Source organism: Nocardia sp. NPDC055165, assembly GCF_053606985.1.
In genome coordinates, this window is sequence record NZ_JBSGSS010000003.1 from 167,193 (window position 1) to 191,062 (window position 23,870).

Consider the following 23,870-nt stretch of genomic DNA (forward strand, 5'->3'; position numbering starts at 1 on the left):
CGGCCGGTGAACGTCCGCACGATGATGATGACGGTGTTCGGCTCGGTCATCGGGTTGGTGGCCCTGGTGCTGGTGATCGTGCTGCCGTCCTCGGATGAGACCTGCGAGACCGGGGATGTGCTGGTCGGATCGTCGGTGCCGACGCTGCCCGAACTCGGTGGAGACAATCGCGCGGGCGCGACCAGTGCTGCCGCGCCGACATCGAATCCGGCGGTCACCGGAACACCGGTGCTGGCCGCGGGTGTGGGTCCGCTGCGCCGCACGTTGCCGCTGGAGACCGGAACGTTCACCATCTCCGATGTGTTCGGTTCGCGCGGCGGCGATCACAAGGGCATCGACATGGCCGCCACCGACGGCACCACGATCTACTCGGTGTCCGACGGCAGGGTCGTCGCCGCCGGTCCCGCTTCCGGTTTCGGCAACTGGATCGTCGTCGATTCCGTCGACACCAACGGTCGCGCCTACTCCGCGGTGTACGGCCACATGTGGGACGCGGGCGTCAAGGTGCGCACCGGCCAGACGGTGACCGCGGGTCAGCCGATCGGGATGGTCGGGTCCGCGGGCGAATCGAGCGGTCCGCACCTGCATTTCGAGATCGTGCCCGGTGGCCGGTTCACCGGCGGTCGTCAGATCGACCCGATGCCGTGGCTCGACGGCGCGCCGACCCCGGATGTCGGTGGCGCGCGGGCATTTTCGAGCGATCCGAACTGTGTGCGCGGATTCGGCAGCGCCGGTGGGGCATTGGCCGACGGGAAGGTACCCGCCGAACTCGAGATCTGGTATCGCCGCGCGGGGACGGTATGCCCGGAGATCTCCTCGTCGCTGCTGGCCGCGCAGGCCAAGCAGGAGTCGGGATTCCGGCGGGGGCTCACCTCGCCCGCGGGCGCCCAGGGCCTGGCCCAGTTCCTGCCGGGCACGGCGGCGGGCATCAATCCCGAGGACGGTCAGCCCTACGTCATCGACGCCGACGGCAACGGGTCCGCCAGCGTGTGGGACGACGGTGACGCGATCATCGGACAGGCCCGCTACATGTGCTCGATCGCCCACAAGATCGCGGGCTGGATGGCCGCGGGGCGCGTGTCGGGCGACCTGGCCGCCCTCACTCTGGCCGGGTACAACGCCGGTGAGGGCGCGGTGCTGGCCTCCGGGGGGATGCCCAATCAGTATGCGGCGCACTATTCCGAGACCAGGCCCTACGTCACCAACATCTTGTCGATGGAACCCCAGTACCGCGCGCCCGGCGCGCAAGGCCGGTTCACCCCCGGGCAGGGCAGCGACGGCGAGCAGATCGTCGAGGCCGCCCACGATTGGCTCGGCACACCGTATGTGTGGGGCGGCGGCGGCGTACAGGGGCCGAGCGGTGGCGGATTCGACGGGCCGGGGCTGACCGCCGCGGCGGTGTTCGCCGCGTCCTCGGGCGCGGTCACGTTGCCACGCACCGCTGAACAGCAATGGGAGGCCGGGCGGGAGGTCCCGATCGCGAAGGCCGTCGCCGGTGATCTGGTGTTCAGCGGGTTCGGACGGCAGGGCCCGACACAGGTCGGGATCTACGCGGGCAATGGTCGGCTGATCCAGTCGGTGCCGCCGACGAGCAACCGCGGTGGCGGGGGTGTCGCCGAGGTGGCGGTGCCCGGCGACGCACGGGCGAGGAGGGTGTTGTGACCACGCGACCAGCGATAACCTGGTGGGAGAGAACACGAATCCGCACAACCCCGGCGGTGATGCTCGTGGCAGTCCTGCTCTCGGTTCCGGCGTGCAGTGGTGATGCCGAGCCGACGCGTCCCGAGGCGACTTCCACCACGCGTCTGCTCGAAGCCGCGGTCGACCCGACGACTCCCGACGGTGTCGCGGTGGTCGCGCTGCGCGAGGTCTACACCTGGTACCCCGCGACCGAGCAACCCGGATCCTCGCTGCAGCGCGCGCGAGAATGGCTGGGGCCCAGCATGATACGTATGCTGGACAGTTCGATCGGGGCCACCGCGACTCCGAAACCGTCGCTGCAGTGGGCCGACTGGGCCAAGGCGAAAGCGCGCGTGGAGGCGTTCACCTTCGCCTCGGGGGAGCCGGCGCCCGCGAGCGCCGATCCCGCGGTGGCGCAGTACAAGATCGGCATCGAACAAACGGTCGTCTACCCGAACGGCCGCACCGAAGAGCTACCGCCGAGCACCGTCATCGCGACGGTGGTGCAGACCCCGCAGGGCTGGCGCCTCGACGCGTTCCGCTGACCACCCACCACGTCCACACAAGGAGGCACCCGTGGCGAAGAAGAAGGTGACGGATCCGGCCGCGGTCGGACCCGACACAACGCTGATCATGATCATGTTCGGGTTCGCGGCGCTGATCACCCTCGCCGTCGCCCTGCACCTGGGCAACGCGCTGGCGGTTGTGCCGCAGACCATTCCGATCAACCCGATCGCGGTGGTCGCCGATCTGGCGCGGGGCAAGCTGCACTGGCCGCGTGCGTCGACGGTGATCGTGCTGTTGGTGATCGCGTCGGCCATCGCGTATGTGGTGATCCGCAAGCGGTTGAAGAAGCGTGCGGGTGTGGGGCGGTTGGCGGTCGACGACAAGGCCGACCACATGGGCAGCGGTAGCGCGATCGCGTCGATCACCGAGGCCGGAGTCAGGGAGAAGGCGGCAGCTCTGGGGATGAAGCTGGGCACCAACGACTCACCCGGTGTGCCGATCGGCATCGCTGTCGCCGACGGCACCTCGCTCTACGGCTCCTACGAAGACCTGCATCTCGACATCTGGGGCCCGCGACAGGGCAAATCCACCTCGCGGGTCATTCCGGCGATCCTCTCCGCGATCGGGCCCGTGCTGGCGACGTCGAACAAGCGTGACGTGGTCGACGCGACCCGTGATGTGCAGGAAGCCAAGGGCAGTCGCACATTCGTGTTCGATCCACAAGGCGTTGCCGGTGAACGACCGACCTGGTTCTGGGATCCGCTGAGCTGGGTCAACTTCCGCACCGAGGGGTGTGAGATGCGGGCGGCTCGGCTCGCGGGACATTTCGCCGACGCCGAGACCGGCGGCAGCGCCGACGACGGCGACAACTTCTTCGATCCTGAGGCCGAAGACCTGCTCGCCGCGTTCTTCCTCGCGGCCGCGATCGCGGGCAAACCGATCACCCAGGTGTGGGAATGGGTGACGAATCCGCAGAACACCGAGGCGATCGAACACCTGCGCGGCGCCGAACACCACTTCACCGCGTCCGGCCTCGCCATGCAGTACAACGCTGACGAGCGCACCAGGAGCGGCATCTTCGGTACTGCGAAGAAGATGATTCGCTGCTTGCAGCTGTCCAATGTGCACCCGTGGATCACCCCGGCCGACGGCGTCCGTCCCCAGTTCGACGAACTGGAGTTCATCGAACGCAACGGCACGCTGTACTGCCTGTCGCTCGAGGGGCGCGGTTCGGCCGCACCGCTGGTGAGCGCGCTCACCGAGGCGGTCATCGATGTGGCCATGCGTAAGGCCTCGCGCTCGTCGGGTGGCCGGTTGCCGATCCCGCTGCTCGCGGTGCTCGACGAGGCCGCCAACGTGGTGCGCTGGAAGGATCTGCCCAAGCAGTACAGCCACTTCGGGTCGCGCGGCATCGTGGTGATGACCGTGTTGCAGTCGTGGGCGCAGGGCGCGCGTTGCTGGGGCGAGGCCGGGATGAGCGCGCTGTGGTCGGCCGCCAATATCAAGGTTCTCGGCAGCGGAGTCGACGATATGGCCTTCCTGCGCGATCGGTCCGAGGCGATCGGCGAGTACGACTCGATCTCCGCGTCGATGTCGCAGTCGGGCAACAGCAAGAGCTACTCGCGTTCGCTGAGCTCCTCGGTGACCTTCACCGCGCAGGGCCTGGCGACGCTACCGCGCGGTCGTGCCGTCGTGTTCACCTCCGGTCAGCCCGCGGTCCTGGTGCGGACCGTGCCGTGGTGGGAGTCGGAGTACGCCGACGCGGTCAAGCGGTCGATCGAGCAGAACGACCCGACTCGCAAGACCCGCATCGAAGACCTTTTCGGGTCTGCGTCGTTAGCGAAATCTGTTCCGCCGGAAGAGATGGGTGAAGTCGAGGAGGTCAAGCCGCTGTGAGCTACGACAATGTCGCCAATGGGGAGATTACGAACGGCTACCAGGGGGTGTACGAGTTCGTCACCGAGTACCTGAGTCAGGTCTACCGGCGCCAGGTCACCGATATCAGTGACACGGTGTGGTGCCCGGAATGGTGGCACCACAGCGAGGCCGTGATCCGGTTGAGCGCGCTGTGGCAGGCCTGGGAGCATCACCGTCTGCAGGGCGGGACCGGTATCAGCGTGTGGTTTCTCGACCATGCGGACCCGCACATGACCAAGCTGTTCGACCCGAAAGGGCCGTTCAAGTACTGCAGTGTGCGCAACGGTCACAAGGGGATGCTCGAACCGCTGCCGCTCAAGAAACCGGAGGGCGCGGACGCGCAGATGTTCGGCAGTCCGGACATCGACCGACTCTGGCAGAAAGGCCGCATACCGGACTGACCGGACGGATGCTCGGATCCCGTTGCCAGGCAAGGGGATCCGAGCATATTCGGAGTCGGGTCAGCGACCGCGTTCGATCCCGCGTTCGATCCCGCGTTCCCCACGCTGGCGCGCGAGGGTAGCGCGCATCACCGTGTCCCGGGACCGGATCGCCTCTTCCGGCGAGATGCCTTGGCCCATTTCGACCAGCATCCGAACCTGGGTGAGCTCCGGAGCGACGCCGGCACGCTGCAGATGTGCCGCGATCGCCGAGCGTCGCTCGGCCGAGTCGTAGCCGACGCTCGGCGTCGCCGCGGCGCTCGCGGCGAAGGCGGAGCCCGCCGGCTTGTTGAGGTTGATTCCGCGCGTCTCCACACCGCGCGATTCCACCGTGCGCGACCCCACCGACATCATCTGCACGAGTTCGATATTGCGCGGATCCTTGGCCTTGAGATCACGCGCCTCGCGGATCTGCAATTCGCGCGCTTCCTTCATCTTGGCCTCGATCGCCTTCGCCCGGGACTCGGCCTCTTTCTGGCCGTGTTCCCGCGATTTGACGGCGACCAAGATGGCCATCTGCAGCATGGTGCGCATCATGGACGCTGTTTCGCTGCCGATGTCGTCGAGTTCCGCCATGACTGCTCCCCGATGCTGCTGTGGAAGTGGACATCTGAGCCTACCGCGCGAAGGACACGGTGCGATGTCCGGCGGGCCGGGTCGACAGCGGAGAAAATGCGGGTGAGCGGTGCATGAGGCGGATGAATCGTAGGATTGCCTAGCCTCTGATGATCTTCTTCGCACGTCGGGGCGGGAAAACCGGAAACGGACCGGACACGCCAGCGTGTCCGGTCCGTTTCTGTCCTGGGAAAGCGGGTGTCAGCCCACCTTGACAGAGTTGAACGAGATCGGGATGGCAGGCCCGCCGTCTTCCGCGCCACCCTTGACGCCGCCGCCCGCGACCTTGTCCAAGGTGGCCAGGCCGGCCTCGTCGATCGTGCCGAAGATGGTGTAGTTCGGCGGCAGCTGGGTGTCGCCGAAGACCAGGAAGAACTGGCTTCCGTTGGTGCCCTTGCCTTCCGGGGAGGTACCCGCGTTGGCCATCGCGACCAGGCCGCGCTTGTAGTTCACCGGCTGCTGCAGCGCCGGGTCACCGGCGGGGAACAGGTCGGTGGGGTATTCGTTGTCGAAGGAGTAGCCGGGGCCGCCCATACCGGTGGCCGCGGGGTCACCGCACTGCAGGATGCCGAAGCCCGGCGTGGCCACGATGCGGTGGCAGCTGGTCTTGTCGAAATAGCCCTGCTGGGCCAGGCTCACCATCGAGTTGACCGTGCAGGGTGCCTGCGCGCTGTTGAGCGACAACCCGATCGGGCCCTGGGTGGAATCGATCGCCACCTTCACCTCGGGACCGTCGGTGGCGACCGACGTCGTGGTGGGCGCGGTGACGGGCTTGGCCGCAGGCTCCTGGCCCGCCGGGTAGCTGCAGTCGACGGTCGCGGGCTTGGCCGCGGGGGGCGGCGGACCGGGGATGTCGAGGGGAGTGTTGACGAACTGGGTCGTCGGCACCGCCGAGGACGACTCGGCGTTGACCGACTCACTGTCGTCGCCCCTGGTGAGGAAATACACGCCGGTCGCGGCGGCCGCGACGACTATCACACCCAGTACCGAGCCCGCGATCGTCAAGCGCTTGCGCTTCTTCTCCTGCTCGGCCCGTCGTGCCAGCTGGCGCTCCAGCTTGCGCTTGGCCGCCGCCCGTCGCTGTTCGTTACTCGGCACTACCGCGTTCCTCCCGTGTCGTCAGGTTCGTCTAGAGGGTAACCGGTTGGACGCGGGGGGCGCCCGTGGGGAAAACTGGACCATCGTGACCAAGACCAGCAGCTTCACCGCCCCGAAGGGGGTCCCCGACTACCTGCCGCCCGGTTCGGCCGAGTTCGTCGCCGTGCGCGACGGCTTGATCCACGCCGCCCGACTCGCGGGGTACGGGCATGTCGAGCTGCCGGTATTCGAACAGACCGCCCTGTTCGCACGGGGTGTCGGCGAGTCGACCGACGTGGTCAGCAAGGAGATGTGGACCTTCGCCGACCGCAACGGCGAGAGCTTCACCCTGCGCCCCGAAGGCACCGCGGGCGTGATGCGCGCGGTGATCCAGCACGGCCTGGACAAGAGCGGTCAGCTGCCGGTGAAGCTCTGCTACGCCGGTCCGTTCTTCCGGTACGAGCGCCCGCAGGCCGGACGTTACCGGCAGTTGCAGCAGGTCGGCATCGAGGCCATCGGCATCGACGACCCCGCCCTCGACGCCGAGGTCATCGCGATCGCCGACGCCGGATTCCGCGTGCTGGGCCTGGACGGATTCCGCCTCGAGATCACCTCGCTCGGTGACGAGACGTGCCGCCCGCAGTACCGCGAACTGTTGCAGGAGTTCCTGCGCGGGCTGCCCCTGGACGAGGAGACACAGCGCCGCGCCGAGATCAACCCGCTGCGTGTGCTCGACGACAAGCGTCCCGAAGTGCGCGAGCTGACCGCGAACGCACCGCTGATGATCGACCACCTCTCGGAGTCGGCGAAGGCGCACTTCGAGCAGGTTCTCGGACACCTCGACGCGCTCGGCGTGCCGTACGTGGTGAACCCGCGCATGGTGCGCGGTCTGGACTACTACACGAAGACCACGTTCGAATTCGTGCACGACCAGCTCGGTGCGCAGTCGGGCATCGGTGGCGGTGGCCGCTACGACGGACTGATGGCCGAACTGGGCGGTCAGCCGCTGTCGGGCATCGGTTTCGGCATCGGGGTCGACCGGACGGTGCTGGCACTCGCTGCCGAGGGCAAGTCGGCGGCCGATCCGGCGCGCTGCCAGGTGTACGGCGTCGCGCTCGGCGACGCGGCCAAGGCGAAGCTGGTCGCGCTGGCCGGTGAACTGCGTGCCGCCGACATCAGCGTCGACCTGGCCTATGGCGGACGCGGGATGAAGGGTGCGATGAAGGGCGCCGACCGTTCGGGGGCGAAGTACACCCTTGTGCTCGGAGATCGCGATCTCGCCGAGAACACGATCGGCGTCAAGGAGATGGCAACCGGTGAACAGCGGTCCGTCCCGCTCGACGGCGTCGTGGCGGTGCTGCGCGCGGAGCTCGGTCGCTGAGGCCGCGTACTCCGCGGTGGGCGCCGCGCTCGGCTGCTGAGGTCGGTGGGGCGCGGTAATCTGACCGCGCCTCATGCCGGGCGGGCCGGTGGGGGCGGAGAGGCAATCGTGGACGGGCAGTCCGGGCAGTCGGCGGCGACGGAACCGGTGGGAATCGACCTGGTGGCGCCCGAGGTGTTCGCGCCGATGTTGCGCAGGCTCGCGCTGGCCGCGCTCGGCGTGGGCGTCGGTGCGGCGTTGCTGTCGGCGGTCTGGCTGAGCTGGCCGTACGCGATCCTGATCGGACTGGCCGTCGCTGTCCCGACTATCGGTTACGTCTTCGCGTTCCAGCGGCGGCGGCTGTGGTTGAGCGGCACCGTGATCCGCGCACACCGGCTGGTCGGCGAACACACGGTCGACCTCGCCCACGCTACCGGCGTGCAACTGCTGGTGTATCCCGCACGCCTGAGCCGCATCGTCTTGCGGGTCACCGCCGGCGGCGACACCCAACTGGTGCCGCTGGCGATGTACACCGACGTGGGCAGCGGCCGCGAACTGCATCTGCTCGGCCTGCGCAAACTCGCCGACGCACTCGCCGCCAGCGAACTCGCCGCGGCCATCGCGATCTCGGAAGTGCTCGTGCAGCAGTTGCGTGCCGAGGCGCGCGACGCCGGCCTCGGCGAACGTCCGCTGTATCGCGCGGTGCGGTCGGTGCGGAGCAAGGACAGCGTCTCACCGGTGGTCCTCACCGATTCCGAGGTCGCCGCACTCGGTTGAGCGTCGCCGGATGGTGTCGTAGCCCGACCGCCTGTCCGGCGGTCAGCCGAAGAGGGCGAGCTGCGCGTCCTGCGGCGTGGGTGGGGGAGCGGCCGGCGTGGTGGGGCCTTGGACTCGGCGCAGGCCGTGGTGGTCGAGGAGGGGATTCACTCGGTCGCGTAGCCAGTCGCGGTAGAGGGGAGTGACGTTGCCGCCGCGGGCGTAGAGCTGGCGGTAGCGGCGCATGAGCGCGGGGTGTTCGGTACCGAGCCAGGTGAGGAACCAGTCTCGGGTGGGACCGCGCAGGTGCATCGGGAAGGCCATGGCGCTGGCCGCGCCCGCGTCGGCGATCGCGGCGAACAGGGCCTCGAGGTGGGCTCGGCTGTCGGTGAGGCAGGGGATGATCGGCGCGGCCATGACATGGACGGTGAAGCCCGCGTCGGCCAGCGCGCGGACCAGGTCGAGACGGGCACGCGGTTCGGGGGTGCCCGGTTCGAGGCGGTGATGCAGGTCGGGATCGAGGATGGCGATCGACACCGCGACGCTCACCTCTACGCGCCGGGCCGCCTCGGTGAGCAGGGGGAGATCGCGGCGCAGCAGCGGGCCCTTGGTGAGGATGGAGAAGGGGGTGCCCGAATCGGCGAGTGCGCCGATGATGCCGGGCATCAAGCGGTATCGGCCCTCGGCGCGTTGGTACGGGTCGGTGTTGGTGCCGAGCGCCACCGCCTCGCGCTGCCAGGACCGGCGCAGGAGTTCGCGACGCAGCACCGCGGCGATATTGGTCTTCACCACGATCTCGGAATCGAAATCCTCGCCCGCGTCGAGGCCGAGATATTCGTGGCTGCCGCGCGCGAAGCAGTAGCGGCAGGCGTGCGAGCAGCCACGCATCGGGTTGATCGTCCAGCGGAAGGGCAGCGCGGAGCTCTCGGGCATCTTGTTCAGCGCGCTCTTGCACAGCACCTCGTGGAAGGTGATGCCGTCGAACTCGGGGGTGCGGACGGAGCGGACCAGCCCGGCCCTGGTCAGGCCGGGCAGCGCGCCGTCATCGGCGTCCAGGGTCTGAGCTTGCCACCGCACCCCATGAGTCGAACATTTGTTCGAACAGCTGTCAAGCCTGACGCGACGCCCGCAGGAAGTCGACGAGGTCGTTGACGGTCTCGGTGGTCGGGCGGGGGCGGTAGCCGAGTTCGCGTTCGGCCTTGCCGTGGTCGACGACCGGCGCCGAGATCAGCGCGCCCAGTGCGGCTTTGGACAGGCTGTCGGAGCCGAAACGCCTGCCGATCGGCTCGAGCACCGGCAGTGTCGCGCCGAGTACCTTCGCCGGGATGGCGAAGCGTGGGCCCTTGGCGCCGGTGCGGGCCGCCGCCATCCGGCAGAAGTCGATCATCGTGGTCATCTCGCCGCCGAGCAGGTAGTTCTCGCCGGTGCGGCCCTTGTCGCCCGCGAGGACCAGTCCCTGGGCGACGTCGCGCACGTCGACCAGGTCGAAGCCGCCGCCGATCATCACCGGAATCCGGCCGCGCATCGCCTGGGCGGCGATGACGTTCAGCCGGGACAGGCGATCGGGGAGGTCGACCGGGCCGTAGACGCCGGTCGGATTCACGATCACCGCGTCGAGTCCGCGCTCGATCACCGGGCGCAAGGCCAGTTCGCCGGACCACTTCGACCGGTCGTACACGGGCAAACCGGGATCGTCTGAGCGGCCGGAGGTCTCGTCGATGTGCCCGCCCGCGCGGTACTGGTCGAAAGCGTGGATAGAGCTGGTGTGGACGAACCGGCGCACGCCCGATTCCAGCGCCGCCTCGGCGGTGACGCGCACGCCCTCGGTGTTCACCCGCCACGCCAGATCGTTGCGTTCGGCGAGGGTGATCAGCGCGACGAGGTGGTAGACCACCTCGGTGCCCGCCAGCGCCGCACGCATCGACGCCGGGTCGAGCACATCGCCTTCGACCCAGGTGACGGCCGGATCGGCGGTAGCCGGGGCGACGCGGTCGATCGCGACGACCTCGTGGCCGCGCTCGACGAGCAGAGGGATCAAGTTGGTACCGAGGTAGCCGGCTGCGCCGGTCACTGCGACCTTCATGAGGCCGAGGATATAGAACATGTTCTAGTTTTGATAGTGGATCACGCAGATCGGGGGTGGCACGACTCGAAAACTGCCGGGGAGTTCGGCTATATTTGGCGCCAATCGCAGTTGGGTGGTCGCGTCGGGAGTTTCGCGTCCGTCGCTCGCTTCTGTAGTGCAGACTTTTCACGACGAGTTGGGGGGATTTCGCATGACCGATCTCTCGGTGCAAACCGAAGAAGTCGCCGCGTTCGCGGCGACCAATGGCGGGGTGGCGGCACAGGTCGCCGCGGCGGGCAATATCGACCTGGTTGCCAGCGTGTCGGCGGCGACGCCGGTGTTCGGCCTCATCGGTGCCGACTACCTGGCGATGTTCGCGGCCGCGCAAGCGTTGCAGGCCAAGGACATCAACGACCTGTCGGCGAAGTTCAGCTCGCTCTCCGACGCGGCCTTCAAGTCGTCGGTGACCTTCGAGACGACCGATATCGACAATGCCGCCCAACTCGCCCGTCAGGCCGCCGGCCTGTGAAGCCGCTGAGTTCGGACGCGGGCGTCATCGCTCCCGATGCCGCGATGGCCGCCGCCGATGCCGCGACGGCGTCGGTGATGGGTGCGGTACCCCTCGATTCGCAGGCGATCCTGGACGTCCCGCTCATGCAGGTGCCCGAGGATGTGGCGACCGACGAGGAAGCGGTCTTCACCCTCGCGCAGAAGATCACCGACGAAGCCCAGAACGGCAGCATGTCGCCCGCCGGACTGAGTGGGCTCGGCGGCCTCGGCACCGGCGTAGAGCCCCAGGACATCCTGTCCGGCGTCGCGGACGACGCGTCGTCCGCGCTGAGCGGCTTGCAGGGGACGGTCGCTCAGGTCGCCGCGCCCGCGTCGGCCGCCGCGCTGACCGCGTTCGACCAGGCCAAGTCCGCACTCACCGGCACCTCGGGTGCGGGCGCGTCGAGCACCGCCGGCGCCAGCACGTCGGCCGCCGCGACGACCCTGACCGAAGATCCGGTCGCCGCGCTGATGAGCGGCCTGTCGCTGCCCGCACTGCCCGGCATCGACACCCTGTTCCAGCCGTTCCTCGATCTGCTCAGCAGCTTCGGTACCGGCGTTTTCGGCTCGCTGGACCCGACCTCGATCCTGAGCAATTCCTCGGCGGTCATCGAGCAGGCGATGACTCTGGCCCAAGGCGGCGTGAAGACCGTTCAGCAGGTGTGGGAGGGGCAGTCCGCCGACGCGGCGACCACCGCCAGCCAGCAGGCGCAGACACAGGGGCAGGACACCAGCCAGCGCGGCATCGATATCTCCGCGCTCACCCAGCAGGCCGCTGCCGTCGTCCAGACCGGCAACGCCCAGCTCACCACGATCGCCACCACCTTCGCGGCCCAGGCCACCGCGCTCGCGCCGACGATCATGCTGCCGCCGACCCAGGCCACCCTGATCGGCTTGGCCACTTCGCATCTCGGTGAGGCGGTGTCGGTCGTCAACGTCACCCGTGGGCAGTTGATGGGGTACACCGGCGAGCTGAGCGGCGTCGTCGGGCAGCTGGCCAGCCAGAGCGGCCTGCCCTCGCCCGAGGAAGTTCTCTCCGCGGCTTCGGAGAACATCGGCGAACCGCTGCTCACCCAGGCGGAGGAGGCTCTGACCGGCGGCGGCGATTCGTCTACCACTGCCGCGAGCACCACCGCGGGTACCACTACTCCCGGCTCGACTTCACCGTCGAGTGTCGGTACCGGTGGCAGCGGCGGTGGATCCGGCGCCTCGCTCGGCGCGCTCGGTACCGCGCGCGGCGGCGCCGGCGGCTCGGCGGGCAGCACCGGCGGCACTCCGAGCTCGGGCACTCCGAAGTCCACCGCGGCCGTGCCGGGTGCGGCGGTTCCGGCGTCGGGCCGGGCGATCAGCACGGTGATGGGCTCCGGCACCACCACGGCCGCCGGTACCAGCGGTACCTCCGGCATGATGGGCGGTGGTGGCGCGGGAGCGGGTGCGGGCCGTGGCAACAACGAGGAAGAACACGGTCGTACCGTGCAGCCCTACCAGAGCCGCACCGGCAACGACGATCTCACCGGTCCGCTGGGCGAATCCACGCCCGACGTGATCGGTGCCGTCCACGAGGACGAACGCGAAGCGGACGCGACCGCGGATCGGTTCTGACCGGCAAGGGGCTCGCCGGTGAAAACCGGCGAGCCCCTTGCGGTTCGGTGTCGAAGGATCAGCTCTTGAAGGCGTCGACCAGCTTCTTGTAGAGGTCGGTGAAGCGCTTGCGCGCGGCCTTCTGCTCCGGGTTGAGGCCATCGGACGCATCGGGGGAGTAGATCACCAGGTGCGCTTCGTCGGCCGGGTCGTCGGGCATCAGGTCGATGATCCGGGTGCCGCGGTTGTCGCCCGCCGGCATCCCGAAGTCGGTGTCCTTCAGCGCGTTGATCTCCTCGCGCGCGGCCTCGATCACGTCGGCGGCAACCTTTCCGGTCACCTGCTTGGGTGCGGTCTCGGGTTTACGGTCCTTGCTCACCGCGTCGGGCATGTGCACGGCCTTGCCGTCGGCGAACACCTGCAGGACCGGACGCAGGTCGGTGCGCTGCGACCAGCCGTCGGGGATCGTGGTCAGGCTCACCAACGGTAGTGGCGCCGGATCGGCATGGGCGAGTGCGCTCGCGCCGCTCAGGGCGAGAGCGCAGACGAGCAGTCCGGTCATGGTCGGGCGCATGGGTTCCCCTCGATCGAAAGACAGTGCGTGGGTATCGCGTTCGAGGCGTCAGCGTATCCCGGGCGGGTTGTCGAGGTCACGCGCGGAATAGGTGTCGCACGCCTGCACCGACCCGGTCCGGTAGCCGGTGAGGAACCACTTCTGCCGCTGTTCGGAGGATCCGTGGGTCCACGACTCGGGATTGACACCGCGACCGGCCGAGCGCTGGATACGGTCGTCACCCACGGCATTGGCGGCCGACAGCGCATCGCGAATGTCATTGTCGGACAGGGGCTTCAGGAAGGGTTGTCCACCGCCCGGCGAGGGCTGCTTGTCGGCGAAGTTGGCCCAGATACCGGCGTAGCAGTCGGCCTGCAGCTCGGTGCGGACCGCGCCCGAGGTCGCACCCTGCGGATCACGCTGAGCCTTGCCGATGTCGCCGAGCTGGTTCTGGATGTGGTGGCCGACCTCGTGCGCGACCACGTACTCCTGCGCCAGCGGTCCCGCGCTCGCGCCGAAGCGGTCGGTGAGTTCCTGGAAGAAGGCGGTGTCGAAGTAGGCGGTCTGGTCGGCGGGGCAGTAGAACGGGCCGACATCACTGGTGGCGTTGCCGCAGCCGGTGCTCACGCCGCCGGTGAACAGCACCAGTTCGGGCTCCACGTACTGCCTGCCGGTCTGCTTTGGCAGCTGCACCGACCACACCGCGTCCAGGCTCTGCGCGGTGGCCACCACCCGGCAGTCGACGTACTTGTTCGCATCGGCGCCGGTCTTGCAGTGGGTCGGCGTTCCCGCGGTCCCCGGCTGTGCCTGCTGCCCGCTCTGCGCGCCGGTGAAGTTGCCGAGCACTGTCCCCGGATCGCCGCCGAGGAGCAACGTGATCACCAACAGGATCAGACCGCCCGCGCCGCCGCCGAGAGCGAGTTTGCCGCCCATGCCGGGTCCGCCGCCCGACGACGCCCGGCCGGGATCGATCTGCATACCTTCGTTGAAGGTCATCGCGGTACTCGCCTTCGCTCGGTTGTCCAGCTGTCTCACAGCGCGATTCACCGTCGGCGGGAGCGGCGACGGCGGACAGGTGTCACAAGCTTGACACGGTGAGGAAGATATCGGTTTTCATCCGGGCACCGTGTCTCACTACGATGGCAGTGCACACGGTCATCTGCGCCGGTGCGACAAGTCCGTGAAAGTCTGTCGAAAGGAATACCGTGCTGCGCACCCACTTGGCTGGTTCGCTGCGAGGCGAGCACGCCGGTCAGACCGTCACCCTCACCGGCTGGGTGGCGAGGCGTCGTGACCACGGTGGTGTGACCTTCATCGATCTGCGCGACGCCTCGGGCGTCTCGCAGGTGGTTTTCCGCGAGGGCGAGGCGGCCGAGCAGGCCCACAAGCTGCGCGCGGAATACTGTGTGCAGGTCACCGGTGTGGTGGAACGGCGTCCCGACGGCAACGAGAACCCGGAGCTGCCGACGGGGCAGATCGAGGTCGACGCCAAGGAACTGGTCGTGCTCAACGAGAGCGCGCCGCTGCCGTTCCAGCTCGACGAGACCCCCGGCGACGAGGCCCGCCTCAAGTACCGCTACCTGGACCTGCGCCGCGAAGGCCCCGGCCACGCCATCCGCCTGCGCTCCAAGGTCAACGCCGCGGCTCGCGACGTGCTGGCCAACCACGACTTCGTCGAGGTCGAGACCCCCACGCTCACCCGCTCTACTCCCGAAGGTGCCCGCGACTTCCTGGTTCCCGCGCGCTTGCAGCCGGGTAGCTTCTACGCCCTGCCGCAGAGCCCGCAGCTGTTCAAGCAGCTGCTGATGGTCGGCGGCATCGAGCGGTACTACCAGATCGCGCGCTGCTACCGCGACGAGGACTTCCGCGCCGACCGTCAGCCCGAGTTCACCCAGCTCGACATCGAGATGAGCTTCGTGCGCCAGGAAGACGTGATCCTGCTGGCCGAGGACATCCTGACCTCGCTGTGGAAGCTGGTCGGCCACGAGATCGTCACCCCGATCCCGCACATGACCTACGCGGAGGCGATGCGGCGCTACGGCTCCGACAAGCCCGACCTGCGCTTCGGTGTGGAGATCACCGAGCTCACCGACTACTTCAAGGACACCACGTTCCGCGTGTTCCAGTCGGAGTACGTCGGCGCGGTCGTGATGCCCGGTGGCGCGAGCCAGCCGCGACGTCAGCTCGACGCCTGGCAGGACTGGGCCAAGCAGCGCGGCGCCAAGGGCCTGGCCTACATCCTGATCAACGAAGACGGCACCCTGGGCGGCCCGGTCGCCAAGAACCTGACCGACGCCGAGCGCGACGGCTTGGCCAAGCAGGTCGGCGCCGAGCCGGGTGACTGCGTGTTCTTCGCGGCCGGTGCGGTGAAGTCGAGCCGTGCCCTGCTCGGTGCCGCGCGCGGCGAGATCGCCCGCAAGTGCGACCTCATCGACCCGAACGCCTGGGCCTTCGTCTGGATCGTCGACGCCCCGATGTTCGAGCCCACCGCCGATGCCACCGCCAGCGGCGACGTGGCCCTCGGCTACTCGGCCTGGACCGCGGTGCACCACGCGTTCACCTCGCCGAAGCCGGAGTCGATCGACACCTTCGACACCGACCCCGGTGCGGCACTGGCCTACGCCTACGACATCGTCTGCAACGGCAACGAGATCGGCGGCGGTTCCATCCGTATCCACCGCCGCGACGTGCAGGAACGCGTGTTCAAGGTGATGGGCATCGACCATGACGAGGCGCAGGAGAAGTTCGGCTTCCTACTCGACGCCTTCTCCTACGGCGCCCCGCCCATGGGCGGCATCGCCTTCGGCTGGGACCGCATCACCGCGCTCCTGGCGGGCGAGGACTCGATCCGCGAGGTGATCGCGTTCCCGAAGACCGGTGGCGGCGTCGACCCGCTCACCGACGCACCCGCGCAGATCACCGCGCAGCAGCGCAAGGAAGCGGGCATCGACGCCAAGCCCGAGGCCAAGGGCAAGGGCGACGCCACCGACGCGCCGAAAGTTGTTGCGGCCGAGAAATAGCGGTCATCGGAGGTAGCCCGGTACCTTCTGGTCAGTTCCCGATCGCGACGGCGGGACCGATCAGGAGGACACCGGGTGCTACATCTGCGAGTGATCAGCCCGCCCGAGCAGACCGACGCCCTGGTGCGGGTGCTCGAGGAGGACGCCGGTGTCACTCATCTGACGGTGGCGCGCGGGATCGCCCTCGACCCGCCGGGCGATCTGGTCCAGGCCGATGTGGCGCGCGAGGCGGGCAACAAGGTTCTCGCCGATGTGAAGGCGCTCGGCATCGTTCATACCGGCGGGATCACGCTGGAACCGATCACGGCGGTGCTGTCCGACGCCGCCGATCGCGCGGTCCACGCGGCACCGGGAGACCCGAGCGACGCGGTCGTCTGGGAGCAGTTGCTCAAGGAGACGCACGAGGAATCCTCGCTCAACGCCACCTTTGTGGCGTTTCTGACGATCGCGTGTCTGCTGGCCTCGATCGGTGTGGCGACCAACTCGCCGGTCACCATCGTCGGCGCGATGGTGGTGGGTCCGGAGTTCGGGCCGCTGGCAGCGCTGTCGGTCGCACTGGTTCGCCGTAACTGGCGGCTGGCCCGGCGTTCGGTACTCGCGCTTGCCGTGGCCTTCCCGGTGGCGATGGTGATCACGCTCGGCGCGACCCTGGTGTGGCAGCAGCTGGGCTGGATCACCACCAAGGGTGTCATCGACGCGCACAATGTCGACTTCATCTACGAGGTGGGGCCGTTCTCGCTGGTCGTGGCCCTACTCGCCGGTGCGGCCGGGATGCTGTCGCTGGTCACCGCGAAGTCGGCGGCCCTGATCGGGGTGTTCATCTCGGTCACCACCGTGCCTGCCGCGGGCTACGCGGTGGTGGCGGCGACGATCGGGCAGTGGCATCGCGCGTTCGAATCGGTCGGTCAGCTCGCGGTGAACCTGCTCGGCATCGTCGTGGCCGGGGTGATCGTGCTCGAGTTGCGACCCCGGGCGGGGGACACGGACGGTCCGGTCGGGCGATTCAAGCGGGCCATCGGCATGCGGTCCGCACTCGACCGCTGACCTCAGACGCGGGCGACCGGTCCCGCCGTCAGCATCCGGTAGGAGTAAGTGACCGCGATGACGCATACCGGCCCCGCGACGAACAGGCCGAGCCCGCACAGTATCGCGCCGACGAGGGTGACCAGCGTGATGGTGAGCGCCAGCAGCAGCGCCGCCCACAGGTTCGCCAGCACCAGTTGCGCGCTCGCCTTGATCGCTTCCACCGGACCGTAGTCCTGGTCGATCACGAAGTGCATCGAGAACATGCACAGAAACCCGGCGACGATGCCGGGCAGCAGGCACAGCGTCGAGGCGAGCAGCGTGACGGTGAAGGCGAGCAGCGAGGTGAGCAGGACATTGCCCGCGTTCACGAACCGGAAGTACGACCCGAAAGCCGGTGGGTATCCGTCGGTTTCGTAGAGCGCGCCGCGCACCATCGCCGCCTGCAGCAGCCACAGTGCGACGATCACCATCAAGAACAGCAACAGCACGCTGAACGGCGACGTCGGCTCGACGATCTGGACCACGGCGACGAAGCCGAGATAGATCAGCACGCCCACCGCGGTGACGCCGAGCCACGGACCCGGATTGGCCCGGAATCGTTCCCAGCCGTAGCTCAGCGAACGGCCGATATCGAGGGCTTGTGCTCCCGAATGGTAGTAACCGGGCGTCTGCCCGGCACCGCCCTGCGACACGCCGGATGCGGGGTATACCGGATTCTCCGGTTTCGCCTGGGGGACGGCGTAACCGGAGCCCGTGCCCGCGGGCCCGTACTGCGGTGTGGGCCCCCCGCGTCCGGCAATCGGTGGCGGCGGCTCGACCGGCTCCTGCCCGTACTGGGCGGCGCCGGGTCCCTCGAATTGCGGATAGCCTGCGCCACCGGCCATTCCGTGCCTGCTCGGTCCCGGACCGGGAGCCGGTGGCTGCCCGGTGCCCTCATGTCTGCCCGTGGGGCCGGCGAACTGTCCGCCACCGCCCGGAACAGGCGACCCGCCCGGCGAATCGCTCGATGCGGCGTACGGAGTGTCGGTCACTGTGATAGACCTTTCGACTCAACCGGTTTGCGGTGTGGCGCACAGCAGTTCACGATGAGAAAACCCGACGACCGGCTGATGTGTCAAGCGAACAGGCACACACGCGCAACCTCGGCGCCAACACGCCGAGCGACGCGGAAAGGTTGTCCAACCGCTCGCTAGAAGTGACCGGGTACGAGTAGCTTGAGAGGCGATGACCGCACTATTGGCCGAACGCGCCGCCGACGTCGTGTCCGCAGCACAACAGTTGCTCACAAAGCGAATGGGTGCTCCGGTAAAGCTGAGTGATCCGATGGAGCTCAGCGGCAGTGGTAGGACGACAGTCCTACGCGTGCGTGTTGCGGAAAACGCATTTTCGTTGCCGCGCACCCTGATCGTGAAGCAGGTGCGCGGTTCCAGTCCTGACCGCCGCATCGGTGGTCTGGCGCCCGGCGTCGCCAGCATCGACGCCGCGTTCCTGCGCGAGGCGGTGTCCTACCAGTTCACCACCGCGCTGAGTCGCGAACAGCGCCCCGGAGCCTTCCTGATCGCCCACAGCGTTCCCGACCGGCTCCTCGTGCTGTCGGACCTCGGCGAGAACGCCTTACTCACCTCGGTGCTGCAGGCGCGTGTCGAGCCGGGCACCCGCAACTCGCTGATGGCGTTCGCTCAGGCGCTCGGCCGGATGCACGCCGCGACCGTCGGCCGCGAACCCGACTTCGTCGCCCTGATGCGCCGGGTCGACTCGGCGCATCGCGTCGACGGGATCGCCCAGCAGGCGCAGGCTGCCATCGCCGAGGTTCCAGGTCTGCTCGAAGCCGAGTTCGGCGTCGAGGTGCCCGGGGAGATCGCCGAGCGCATCGTGCACGGCAACCGTCTGTTCACCGGCGGCCGCTACCGCGCGTTCAGCCCGTCGGACCTGTGCCCCGACAACGTGATCATGAACGAGGAAGGCGCGCGGTTCCTCGACTACGAGTGGGGCGGTTTCCGCGACGCCACCCTCGACATCGCCTACGCGCTGGTCTCCTTCCCCGGCTGCCTGTGCGATTTCGAACTCTCGCGCAGCCGTGCCAAGGAGATGGTCGAGGCTTGGCGTTCGGCCGTGGTCGGTGTATGGCCGTCGCTGGCCGACGACACCGTCCTGGCCGAACGAATCCTCGAAGCCCGGCTGATCTGGGTCTGGCTGTCGACGTACTGGTTCCTGCCCGCCGACCACGCCCGCATCGCCACCGCGCGTGAGCACGGGCTGTCGGTGCCGCGCTCGGAGGCGCTGATCAACCGGTGGTCGGCGCTGGCCGAGGACGCGAGGATGACCGGCGACGACGCGGTCGGCGACTTCGCCGAACAGGTCTCGGCGATGCTCGAAGAGCGCTGGTCGGAGTAGCGCCGCCGAGCGGGCTCCCCACTTCCCGGCGCGACACGGGTACCGTCGGCAGGGATCTGAGGAGTTGGGAGCAGCCGTGCCGATACCGGTCACCGTCACAGTCGTCCGCAAGCAGTGGTTGACCCCGCACCTGGTGCGGGTGGTCGGCACGGTCTCGGACGGATTCAGCCCTAACGGGTTCACTGATGCCTACGTGAAGTTGATCTTTCCGGTGCCCGGCGTCGACTACCCCGAGCCGTTCGATCTCGACACTGTGCGCGCGACGCTCGGCCCGGAGAGCCAGCCCGTGCTGCGCACCTACACCGTGCGGTCCTTCGATCCGCAGCGACGCGAGATCAGCATCGACTTCGTGGTGCACGGCGACGAGGGCATCGCGGGGCCATGGGCGCGCTCGGTGGAGCCGGGCGCGCGGTTCTGGTTGAACGGACCCGGCGGTGCGTTCGCGCCCGACCCGGCGGCCGACTGGTACCTGTTCGCCGGCGACGAGTCGGCGCTGCCGGCCATCGCGGCCGCGCTCGAGGCGCTACCCGCCGGTGTGCCCGCCCTGGTGTTCGTCGAAGTGGGCGGCACCGAAGACGAGATCGCCCTCGACTCGCCCGCCGACCTGCGCCTGCAGTGGGTGCATCGCGGGGTGTCCTCGGACCGGATCACCGACGACCTCGCCGGGGCCCACTCACCACTGGTGGCCGCGGTGCGCGCGGCCGAGTGGCTGCCGGGACAGGTCCACGCGTTCGTGCACGGGGAGGCCGAGGCCGTGATGCGTCAGCTGCGTCCCTACCTGCGCAAGGAACGTGACGTCGCGCCGAAATGGGTCTCGATCTCGGGGTACTGGCGGCGCGGCCGCACCGAGGAGGGCTTCCGCGAGTGGAAGCGGGAGCTGGCCGCCGAAGGCGCCTGATCCGGAGTTCCCCGGTGCCGGTCAGCTCGTCAGCGCGACGAGTTTGTCACGCAGATGGGCACGTTCGACCGCGTTGTCGGTGAGCAGCAGCGCCGACTCGTAGGCGGCGATCGCCTCCTCGGTACGTCCGAGATCGGTGAGGAAAGCGGCGCGGGCGGCGTCGAGATAGCCGTAGGTCGCCAGCGCCGGTTCCGCGCCGAGCGGATCCAGTAAGGCCAGCGCCTGCGCCGGATCGCCGGCGAGGCCGACCGCGATGGCGTGATTGAGCAGCGCGACCGGCGACGCGGAATCGCGCAGCAACAGCCGATACAGGCCGATGATCTCTCGCCAGTCGGTGTCGGCCCACGTGGGTGCCTCGTCGTGGACCGCGGCGATCGCGGCCTGCAAGGTATACCGGTCGATATGTGGCAGAGCGTGTTTCACCAGCGCGATGCCCTCGGCGATGGCCGCGTGATCCCAGCGCTCGCGGTCCTGGTGTTCGAGCGTGCACAGATTGCCGTCGTCGTCGACGCGCGCTGCCCGGCGGGCGTCGGTGAGCAGGATCAGCGCCAGCAGCCCGGTCACGGACGGGTCGTCGGGAACCAGCGCGTGCATCATCCTGGCCAACTGCAGCGACCGGTCGACGAGATCGGCACGGACCAGCACCTCACCCGCCGGCGCGGTATGGCCGGTGGTGAACAGCAGATGGATCACCGCGCAGATGGAATCGAGCCGCTGCGGCAGTTCCCGCACCGAGGGCACCCGATACGGAATGGCCGCGACCGCGATCTTCTTCTTGGCTCGGGTGATGCGCGCGGCCATCGTCGACTCGCTCACCAGGAACGCGCGAGCCACCTCGGCGGTGGTGACACCGCAGACCAGCCGCAGAGTCAGCGCGACCTGTGCCTGCGGTGCGAGCGCGGGGTGACAGCAGGTGCTGATCAACCGCAACCGGTCGTCGGGGATCGCCGGGTCGTCCAGGTCGGCCAGCGCCAGATCGGCGGTGTCGGCGACCGGCTCGTCGACGACGAGCTGGGGCAGCGCCCGCCGGAAGGTGCTGTCGCGACGGAGCAGGTCGAGGCCCCGGCGTCGCGCGACCGTCGTCAGCCAGGCGCCGGGCTTGGCCGGGACACCGTCGCTCGCCCAGACAGTGAGGGCCGTCGCGTAGGCATCCTGGACGCATTCCTCGGCGAGGTCGAAATCGCGGACCAGCCGCACCGTCGCGGCGAGCACGAAGGCCCATTCACGACGGTGCGCCTGCTCGACGGCCGCGGCCGCCACCGTGGTCACGACTGTGGGTAGACCTGGATCGGGCGTACCTCGACGCCACCGGTGGGGGCAGGCACCCGCGCGGCGATCGCGATCGCGGCATCCAGGTCGGGCGCCTCCAGCAAGTAGTAGCCGCCGAGCGCTTCCTTCGCCTCGGCGAACGGCCCGTCGGTGATGACGACCTCGCCGTTGGCGTCGTGGCGGATCGTGGTGGCGGTCGCGGTGGGCTGCAACGCCTGCCCACCGAGATTGGCGTCACCGGCGATCTGCTGGAAGGTGCGATGCGCGGCGAGCATGTCGTCGAACTCGGCGGGGGAGTACGCGGCGTAGGCGGCTTCGTCGCCGTAGATCAGGACCAGGTACTGGCTCATGATGTGCTCCTTCGGGTGTGGGGCTGCCCGCTCGTCGGGTGCCGTACTCACTCGACGAGCGACCACGGGCGCAATCGACAACCCTGTCCGAAGAATTCTGCGCCGATTTCCGCCGCGTCGCGGCGAACCCCGGTCAGGGCATCGGCGTCGGCCGCGGTTCGAGCCGACCGCCCGCCGGAACGGCGAACGACGCGCCGTGGCGCACGCCCGTCGCGGGATCGGTGACATCGGCGAGGTAGAACCAGTCCATCTGCGTCTGCGTCGCGGTCACCTCGAGCACGCCGAAACCGTGGGAGTCGAGCTCGACGTAACGCAGGTGGCGGTTGGCTGCCTTGATGGCCTCTTCCGCCGGTACCGACGCGGTGCGGGCGGGCATCTTCAGCAGGTCGCCGACACTCGAGGAGGTGACCGACGGGATCACGAACTCCGCGCCGACAGTCGGTCCGCCCGGGTAGTTCGCGGCGTTCACCGGCAGATCGGCGGCCCAGGAGGTGTGGATGTCGCCGGTGAGGAACACAACGTCGCCCACTTCGTTGTCGGCGATCGCCCGGAACAGCGTGGTGCGGTCGGCGGTGTAGCCGTCCCACTGGTCGCCGTTGACGGTGATCCCGCCCTGCGGAATACCGAGTGCCTCGGTGATCGCCTGGGTCGTGGCCGCTTCCAGCGGCGGGAACACCAGCGGCGCGACCATCACCGAATTGCCGACCAGCTTCCAGCGGGTGGGGGAGGAGGTGAGTCCCGCGGTGAGCCACGCCATCTGGGCGCGGCCGGTGATGGTGCGCGACGGGTCGTCGGCGTGCCGCCAGCCCCCGCCCGGCCCCGCCTCCTCGTCACGGTAGGTGCGCAGATCCAGCATCGACAGTTCCGCCAGCGTGCCGAATCGCAGGCGTCGGTAGATCTGCACCTGGCCGTCGGCGCGCGTGGCGCGCACCGGCATCCACTCCAGGTAGGCGCGGGTGGACGCGGCCTTACGGTCGGCCCAGGGGCCTTCGGTGGCGGGGTCGTGGTTCTCCGCGCCCTCGCGCCAGGAGTTGTCGGCCGACTCGTGGTCGTCCCAGGTGCAGATGAACGGCACACCCGCGTGCAGGGCCATCAGGTCGGGATCGGTCTTGTACTGGCCGTGGCGGGTGCGGTAGTCGGTGAGGGTGACGATCTCGTTCGCCGGGTCGTGTGCGCGGACCGCGCCGTTGCGGCCGGTGTACTTGCCGCGGCCGTACTCGTAGATGTAGTCGCCGAGGTGCACGATCGCATCGAGATCGGTGCGCGCGGCCAGGTGCCGGTAGGAGCCGAACCAGCCTGCTTCCCAGTTGGCGCAGGAGACCAGGCCGAGGCGGAGGCGGTCGACCTCGCTGTCCGGTGCCGGCGCTGTTCTGGTGCGGCCGACGGGTGAGGTCTCGCCGAGCGCGGTGAAACGGTAGAAGTAGTCCTCACCGGGGGTGAGGCCGGTCGCGTCGACCTTGACGGTGTGGTCGGTGTCGGCCGAGGCGGTGACGGTGCCGGACGCGGCGAGCGTGCCGAAGCCGGCGTCGGTGGCGATCTCCCAGCGCACCGCTGCCGCGTCGCCGAGGCCGGAACCTGGAGCGGCGTCCTCGGCGACCGTGACCCTGGTCCACAGGATGACCGCGCCCGGTAGCGGATCGCCGGACGCGACGCCGTGCCGGAAGACAGCACCCGCGGCGTGCGCGGGCGCTGCGGTGCCCAGCACCGCGACCGCCGCGACCGCCGTGGAACCGGCGAACAGGGTGCGGCGGGCGAACCCGACCGGCTGGGAGGTTACGGCGCTGTTGTTTTCGACCACGATCAGCGATCACAG

General features: G+C 68.8%; 22 protein-coding genes. 12 read left to right on the plus strand and 10 right to left on the minus strand.

Annotated elements, in window-relative coordinates; translation table 11 throughout:
* Positions 1–6: 6 nt before the first annotated feature.
* The 4 genes from ACWFRF_RS07550 to ACWFRF_RS07565 are packed head-to-tail and all read left to right on the plus strand — an operon-like array spanning position 7 to position 4,505.
* The gene (locus tag ACWFRF_RS07550) at positions 7–1,662 is read left to right on the plus strand and encodes a peptidoglycan DD-metalloendopeptidase family protein (protein WP_378988995.1); all 1,656 of its coding nucleotides are present in this window, start codon (positions 7–9) and stop codon (positions 1,660–1,662) included.
* Entirely contained in the window at positions 1,659–2,225 is a 567-nt protein-coding gene (locus tag ACWFRF_RS07555) for a hypothetical protein (protein WP_379313402.1), read from the plus strand. Before ACWFRF_RS07550 ends, ACWFRF_RS07555 begins: the two co-directional genes overlap by 4 nt.
* A 31-nt stretch (positions 2,226–2,256) precedes the next feature.
* Positions 2,257–4,083 (plus strand): type IV secretory system conjugative DNA transfer family protein, encoded by a 1,827-nt coding sequence (locus tag ACWFRF_RS07560; RefSeq protein WP_387442797.1) that lies wholly within the window; start codon positions 2,257–2,259, stop codon positions 4,081–4,083.
* Positions 4,080–4,505: a DUF4913 domain-containing protein gene (locus ACWFRF_RS07565; protein ID WP_378626947.1), complete on the plus strand. Its 426-nt coding sequence runs from the start codon at positions 4,080–4,082 to the stop codon at positions 4,503–4,505. Before ACWFRF_RS07560 ends, ACWFRF_RS07565 begins: the two co-directional genes overlap by 4 nt.
* A 60-nt stretch (positions 4,506–4,565) precedes the next feature.
* Here ACWFRF_RS07565 and ACWFRF_RS07570 read toward each other — a convergent pair whose 3' ends face one another.
* Together ACWFRF_RS07570 and ACWFRF_RS07575 are read right to left on the minus strand one after the other, a co-directional pair.
* Positions 4,566–5,120, minus strand: coding sequence for a hypothetical protein (locus ACWFRF_RS07570; protein WP_452449232.1), 555 nt, complete (start codon positions 5,118–5,120; stop codon positions 4,566–4,568).
* A 240-nt stretch (positions 5,121–5,360) separates the two neighbouring features.
* Positions 5,361–6,257 carry a peptidylprolyl isomerase gene (locus tag ACWFRF_RS07575; protein ID WP_378988999.1) on the minus strand — a complete coding sequence of 299 codons (897 nt, stop codon included), beginning with the start codon at positions 6,255–6,257 and terminating at the stop codon, positions 5,361–5,363.
* A gap of 85 nt (positions 6,258–6,342) precedes the next feature.
* Between ACWFRF_RS07575 and hisS the strand changes: the two genes are divergently transcribed.
* Both hisS and ACWFRF_RS07585 read left to right on the plus strand, forming a co-directional pair.
* On the plus strand, positions 6,343–7,617 hold the full coding sequence (gene hisS / locus ACWFRF_RS07580) for a histidine--tRNA ligase (protein ID WP_452449233.1): 1,275 nt from the start codon (positions 6,343–6,345) through the stop codon (positions 7,615–7,617).
* Positions 7,618–7,725: 108 nt separating this feature from the next.
* Positions 7,726–8,373, plus strand: a complete 648-nt coding sequence (locus ACWFRF_RS07585) for a hypothetical protein (RefSeq protein ID WP_378989001.1) — start codon at positions 7,726–7,728, stop codon at positions 8,371–8,373.
* A gap of 42 nt (positions 8,374–8,415) precedes the next feature.
* Here the strand turns inward: ACWFRF_RS07585 and ACWFRF_RS07590 are convergent, their stop codons facing one another.
* Both ACWFRF_RS07590 and ACWFRF_RS07595 read right to left on the minus strand, forming a co-directional pair.
* Positions 8,416–9,429: an Rv2578c family radical SAM protein gene (locus ACWFRF_RS07590; RefSeq protein ID WP_378989002.1), complete on the minus strand. Its 1,014-nt coding sequence runs from the start codon at positions 9,427–9,429 to the stop codon at positions 8,416–8,418.
* Between the two features lie 31 nt (positions 9,430–9,460).
* Positions 9,461–10,435: an NAD-dependent epimerase/dehydratase family protein gene (locus ACWFRF_RS07595; protein ID WP_378989003.1), complete on the minus strand. Its 975-nt coding sequence runs from the start codon at positions 10,433–10,435 to the stop codon at positions 9,461–9,463.
* 193 nt (positions 10,436–10,628) lie between these two features.
* Between ACWFRF_RS07595 and ACWFRF_RS07600 the strand changes: the two genes are divergently transcribed.
* On the plus strand, positions 10,629–10,946 hold the full coding sequence (locus tag ACWFRF_RS07600) for a type VII secretion target (protein ID WP_378945397.1): 318 nt from the start codon (positions 10,629–10,631) through the stop codon (positions 10,944–10,946).
* Positions 10,943–12,568 (plus strand): hypothetical protein, encoded by a 1,626-nt coding sequence (locus ACWFRF_RS07605; protein ID WP_452449234.1) that lies wholly within the window; start codon positions 10,943–10,945, stop codon positions 12,566–12,568. The genes ACWFRF_RS07600 and ACWFRF_RS07605 overlap by 4 nt, the downstream gene beginning before the upstream one ends.
* Positions 12,569–12,626: 58 nt before the next feature.
* Here ACWFRF_RS07605 and ACWFRF_RS07610 read toward each other — a convergent pair whose 3' ends face one another.
* Together ACWFRF_RS07610 and ypfJ are read right to left on the minus strand one after the other, a co-directional pair.
* Positions 12,627–13,121: a hypothetical protein gene (locus ACWFRF_RS07610; RefSeq protein WP_452449235.1), complete on the minus strand. Its 495-nt coding sequence runs from the start codon at positions 13,119–13,121 to the stop codon at positions 12,627–12,629.
* Between the two features lie 48 nt (positions 13,122–13,169).
* Complete coding sequence (ypfJ, locus tag ACWFRF_RS07615) at positions 13,170–14,096, minus strand: KPN_02809 family neutral zinc metallopeptidase (protein ID WP_452449236.1); 927 nt, start codon at positions 14,094–14,096, stop codon at positions 13,170–13,172.
* A gap of 209 nt (positions 14,097–14,305) precedes the next feature.
* On the opposite strand from ypfJ, the gene aspS reads away from it, so the two are divergent.
* Both aspS and ACWFRF_RS07625 read left to right on the plus strand, forming a co-directional pair.
* Positions 14,306–16,120 (plus strand): aspartate--tRNA ligase, encoded by a 1,815-nt coding sequence (gene aspS, locus ACWFRF_RS07620; RefSeq protein WP_452449237.1) that lies wholly within the window; start codon positions 14,306–14,308, stop codon positions 16,118–16,120.
* A 75-nt stretch (positions 16,121–16,195) separates the two neighbouring features.
* Entirely contained in the window at positions 16,196–17,164 is a 969-nt protein-coding gene (locus tag ACWFRF_RS07625; protein WP_378989008.1) for a DUF389 domain-containing protein, read from the plus strand.
* A gap of 2 nt (positions 17,165–17,166) precedes the next feature.
* On the opposite strand, the gene ACWFRF_RS07630 is transcribed toward ACWFRF_RS07625, so the two are convergent.
* Entirely contained in the window at positions 17,167–18,177 is a 1,011-nt protein-coding gene (locus ACWFRF_RS07630) for a hypothetical protein (protein WP_378989009.1), read from the minus strand.
* A 193-nt stretch (positions 18,178–18,370) separates the two neighbouring features.
* On the opposite strand from ACWFRF_RS07630, the gene ACWFRF_RS07635 reads away from it, so the two are divergent.
* On the plus strand, positions 18,371–19,540 hold the full coding sequence (locus ACWFRF_RS07635) for a phosphotransferase family protein (protein ID WP_379312458.1): 1,170 nt from the start codon (positions 18,371–18,373) through the stop codon (positions 19,538–19,540).
* 76 nt (positions 19,541–19,616) lie between these two features.
* A complete protein-coding gene (locus tag ACWFRF_RS07640) occupies positions 19,617–20,438 on the plus strand; it encodes a siderophore-interacting protein (protein ID WP_387442815.1) in 822 nt (273 codons plus the stop codon).
* A 21-nt stretch (positions 20,439–20,459) separates the two neighbouring features.
* Here the strand turns inward: ACWFRF_RS07640 and ACWFRF_RS07645 are convergent, their stop codons facing one another.
* The 3 genes from ACWFRF_RS07645 to ACWFRF_RS07655 all read right to left on the minus strand — a co-directional run bounded on the left by ACWFRF_RS07645 (position 20,460) and on the right by ACWFRF_RS07655 (position 23,855).
* Positions 20,460–21,707: an RNA polymerase sigma factor gene (locus ACWFRF_RS07645; RefSeq protein WP_452449238.1), complete on the minus strand. Its 1,248-nt coding sequence runs from the start codon at positions 21,705–21,707 to the stop codon at positions 20,460–20,462.
* Complete coding sequence (locus tag ACWFRF_RS07650) at positions 21,704–22,057, minus strand: YciI family protein (protein WP_387442819.1); 354 nt, start codon at positions 22,055–22,057, stop codon at positions 21,704–21,706. Before ACWFRF_RS07650 ends, ACWFRF_RS07645 begins: the two co-directional genes overlap by 4 nt.
* Before the next feature lie 133 nt (positions 22,058–22,190).
* Positions 22,191–23,855, minus strand: coding sequence for an alkaline phosphatase D family protein (locus ACWFRF_RS07655; protein ID WP_452449239.1), 1,665 nt, complete (start codon positions 23,853–23,855; stop codon positions 22,191–22,193).
* Between the last annotated feature and the right edge of the window lie 15 nt (positions 23,856–23,870).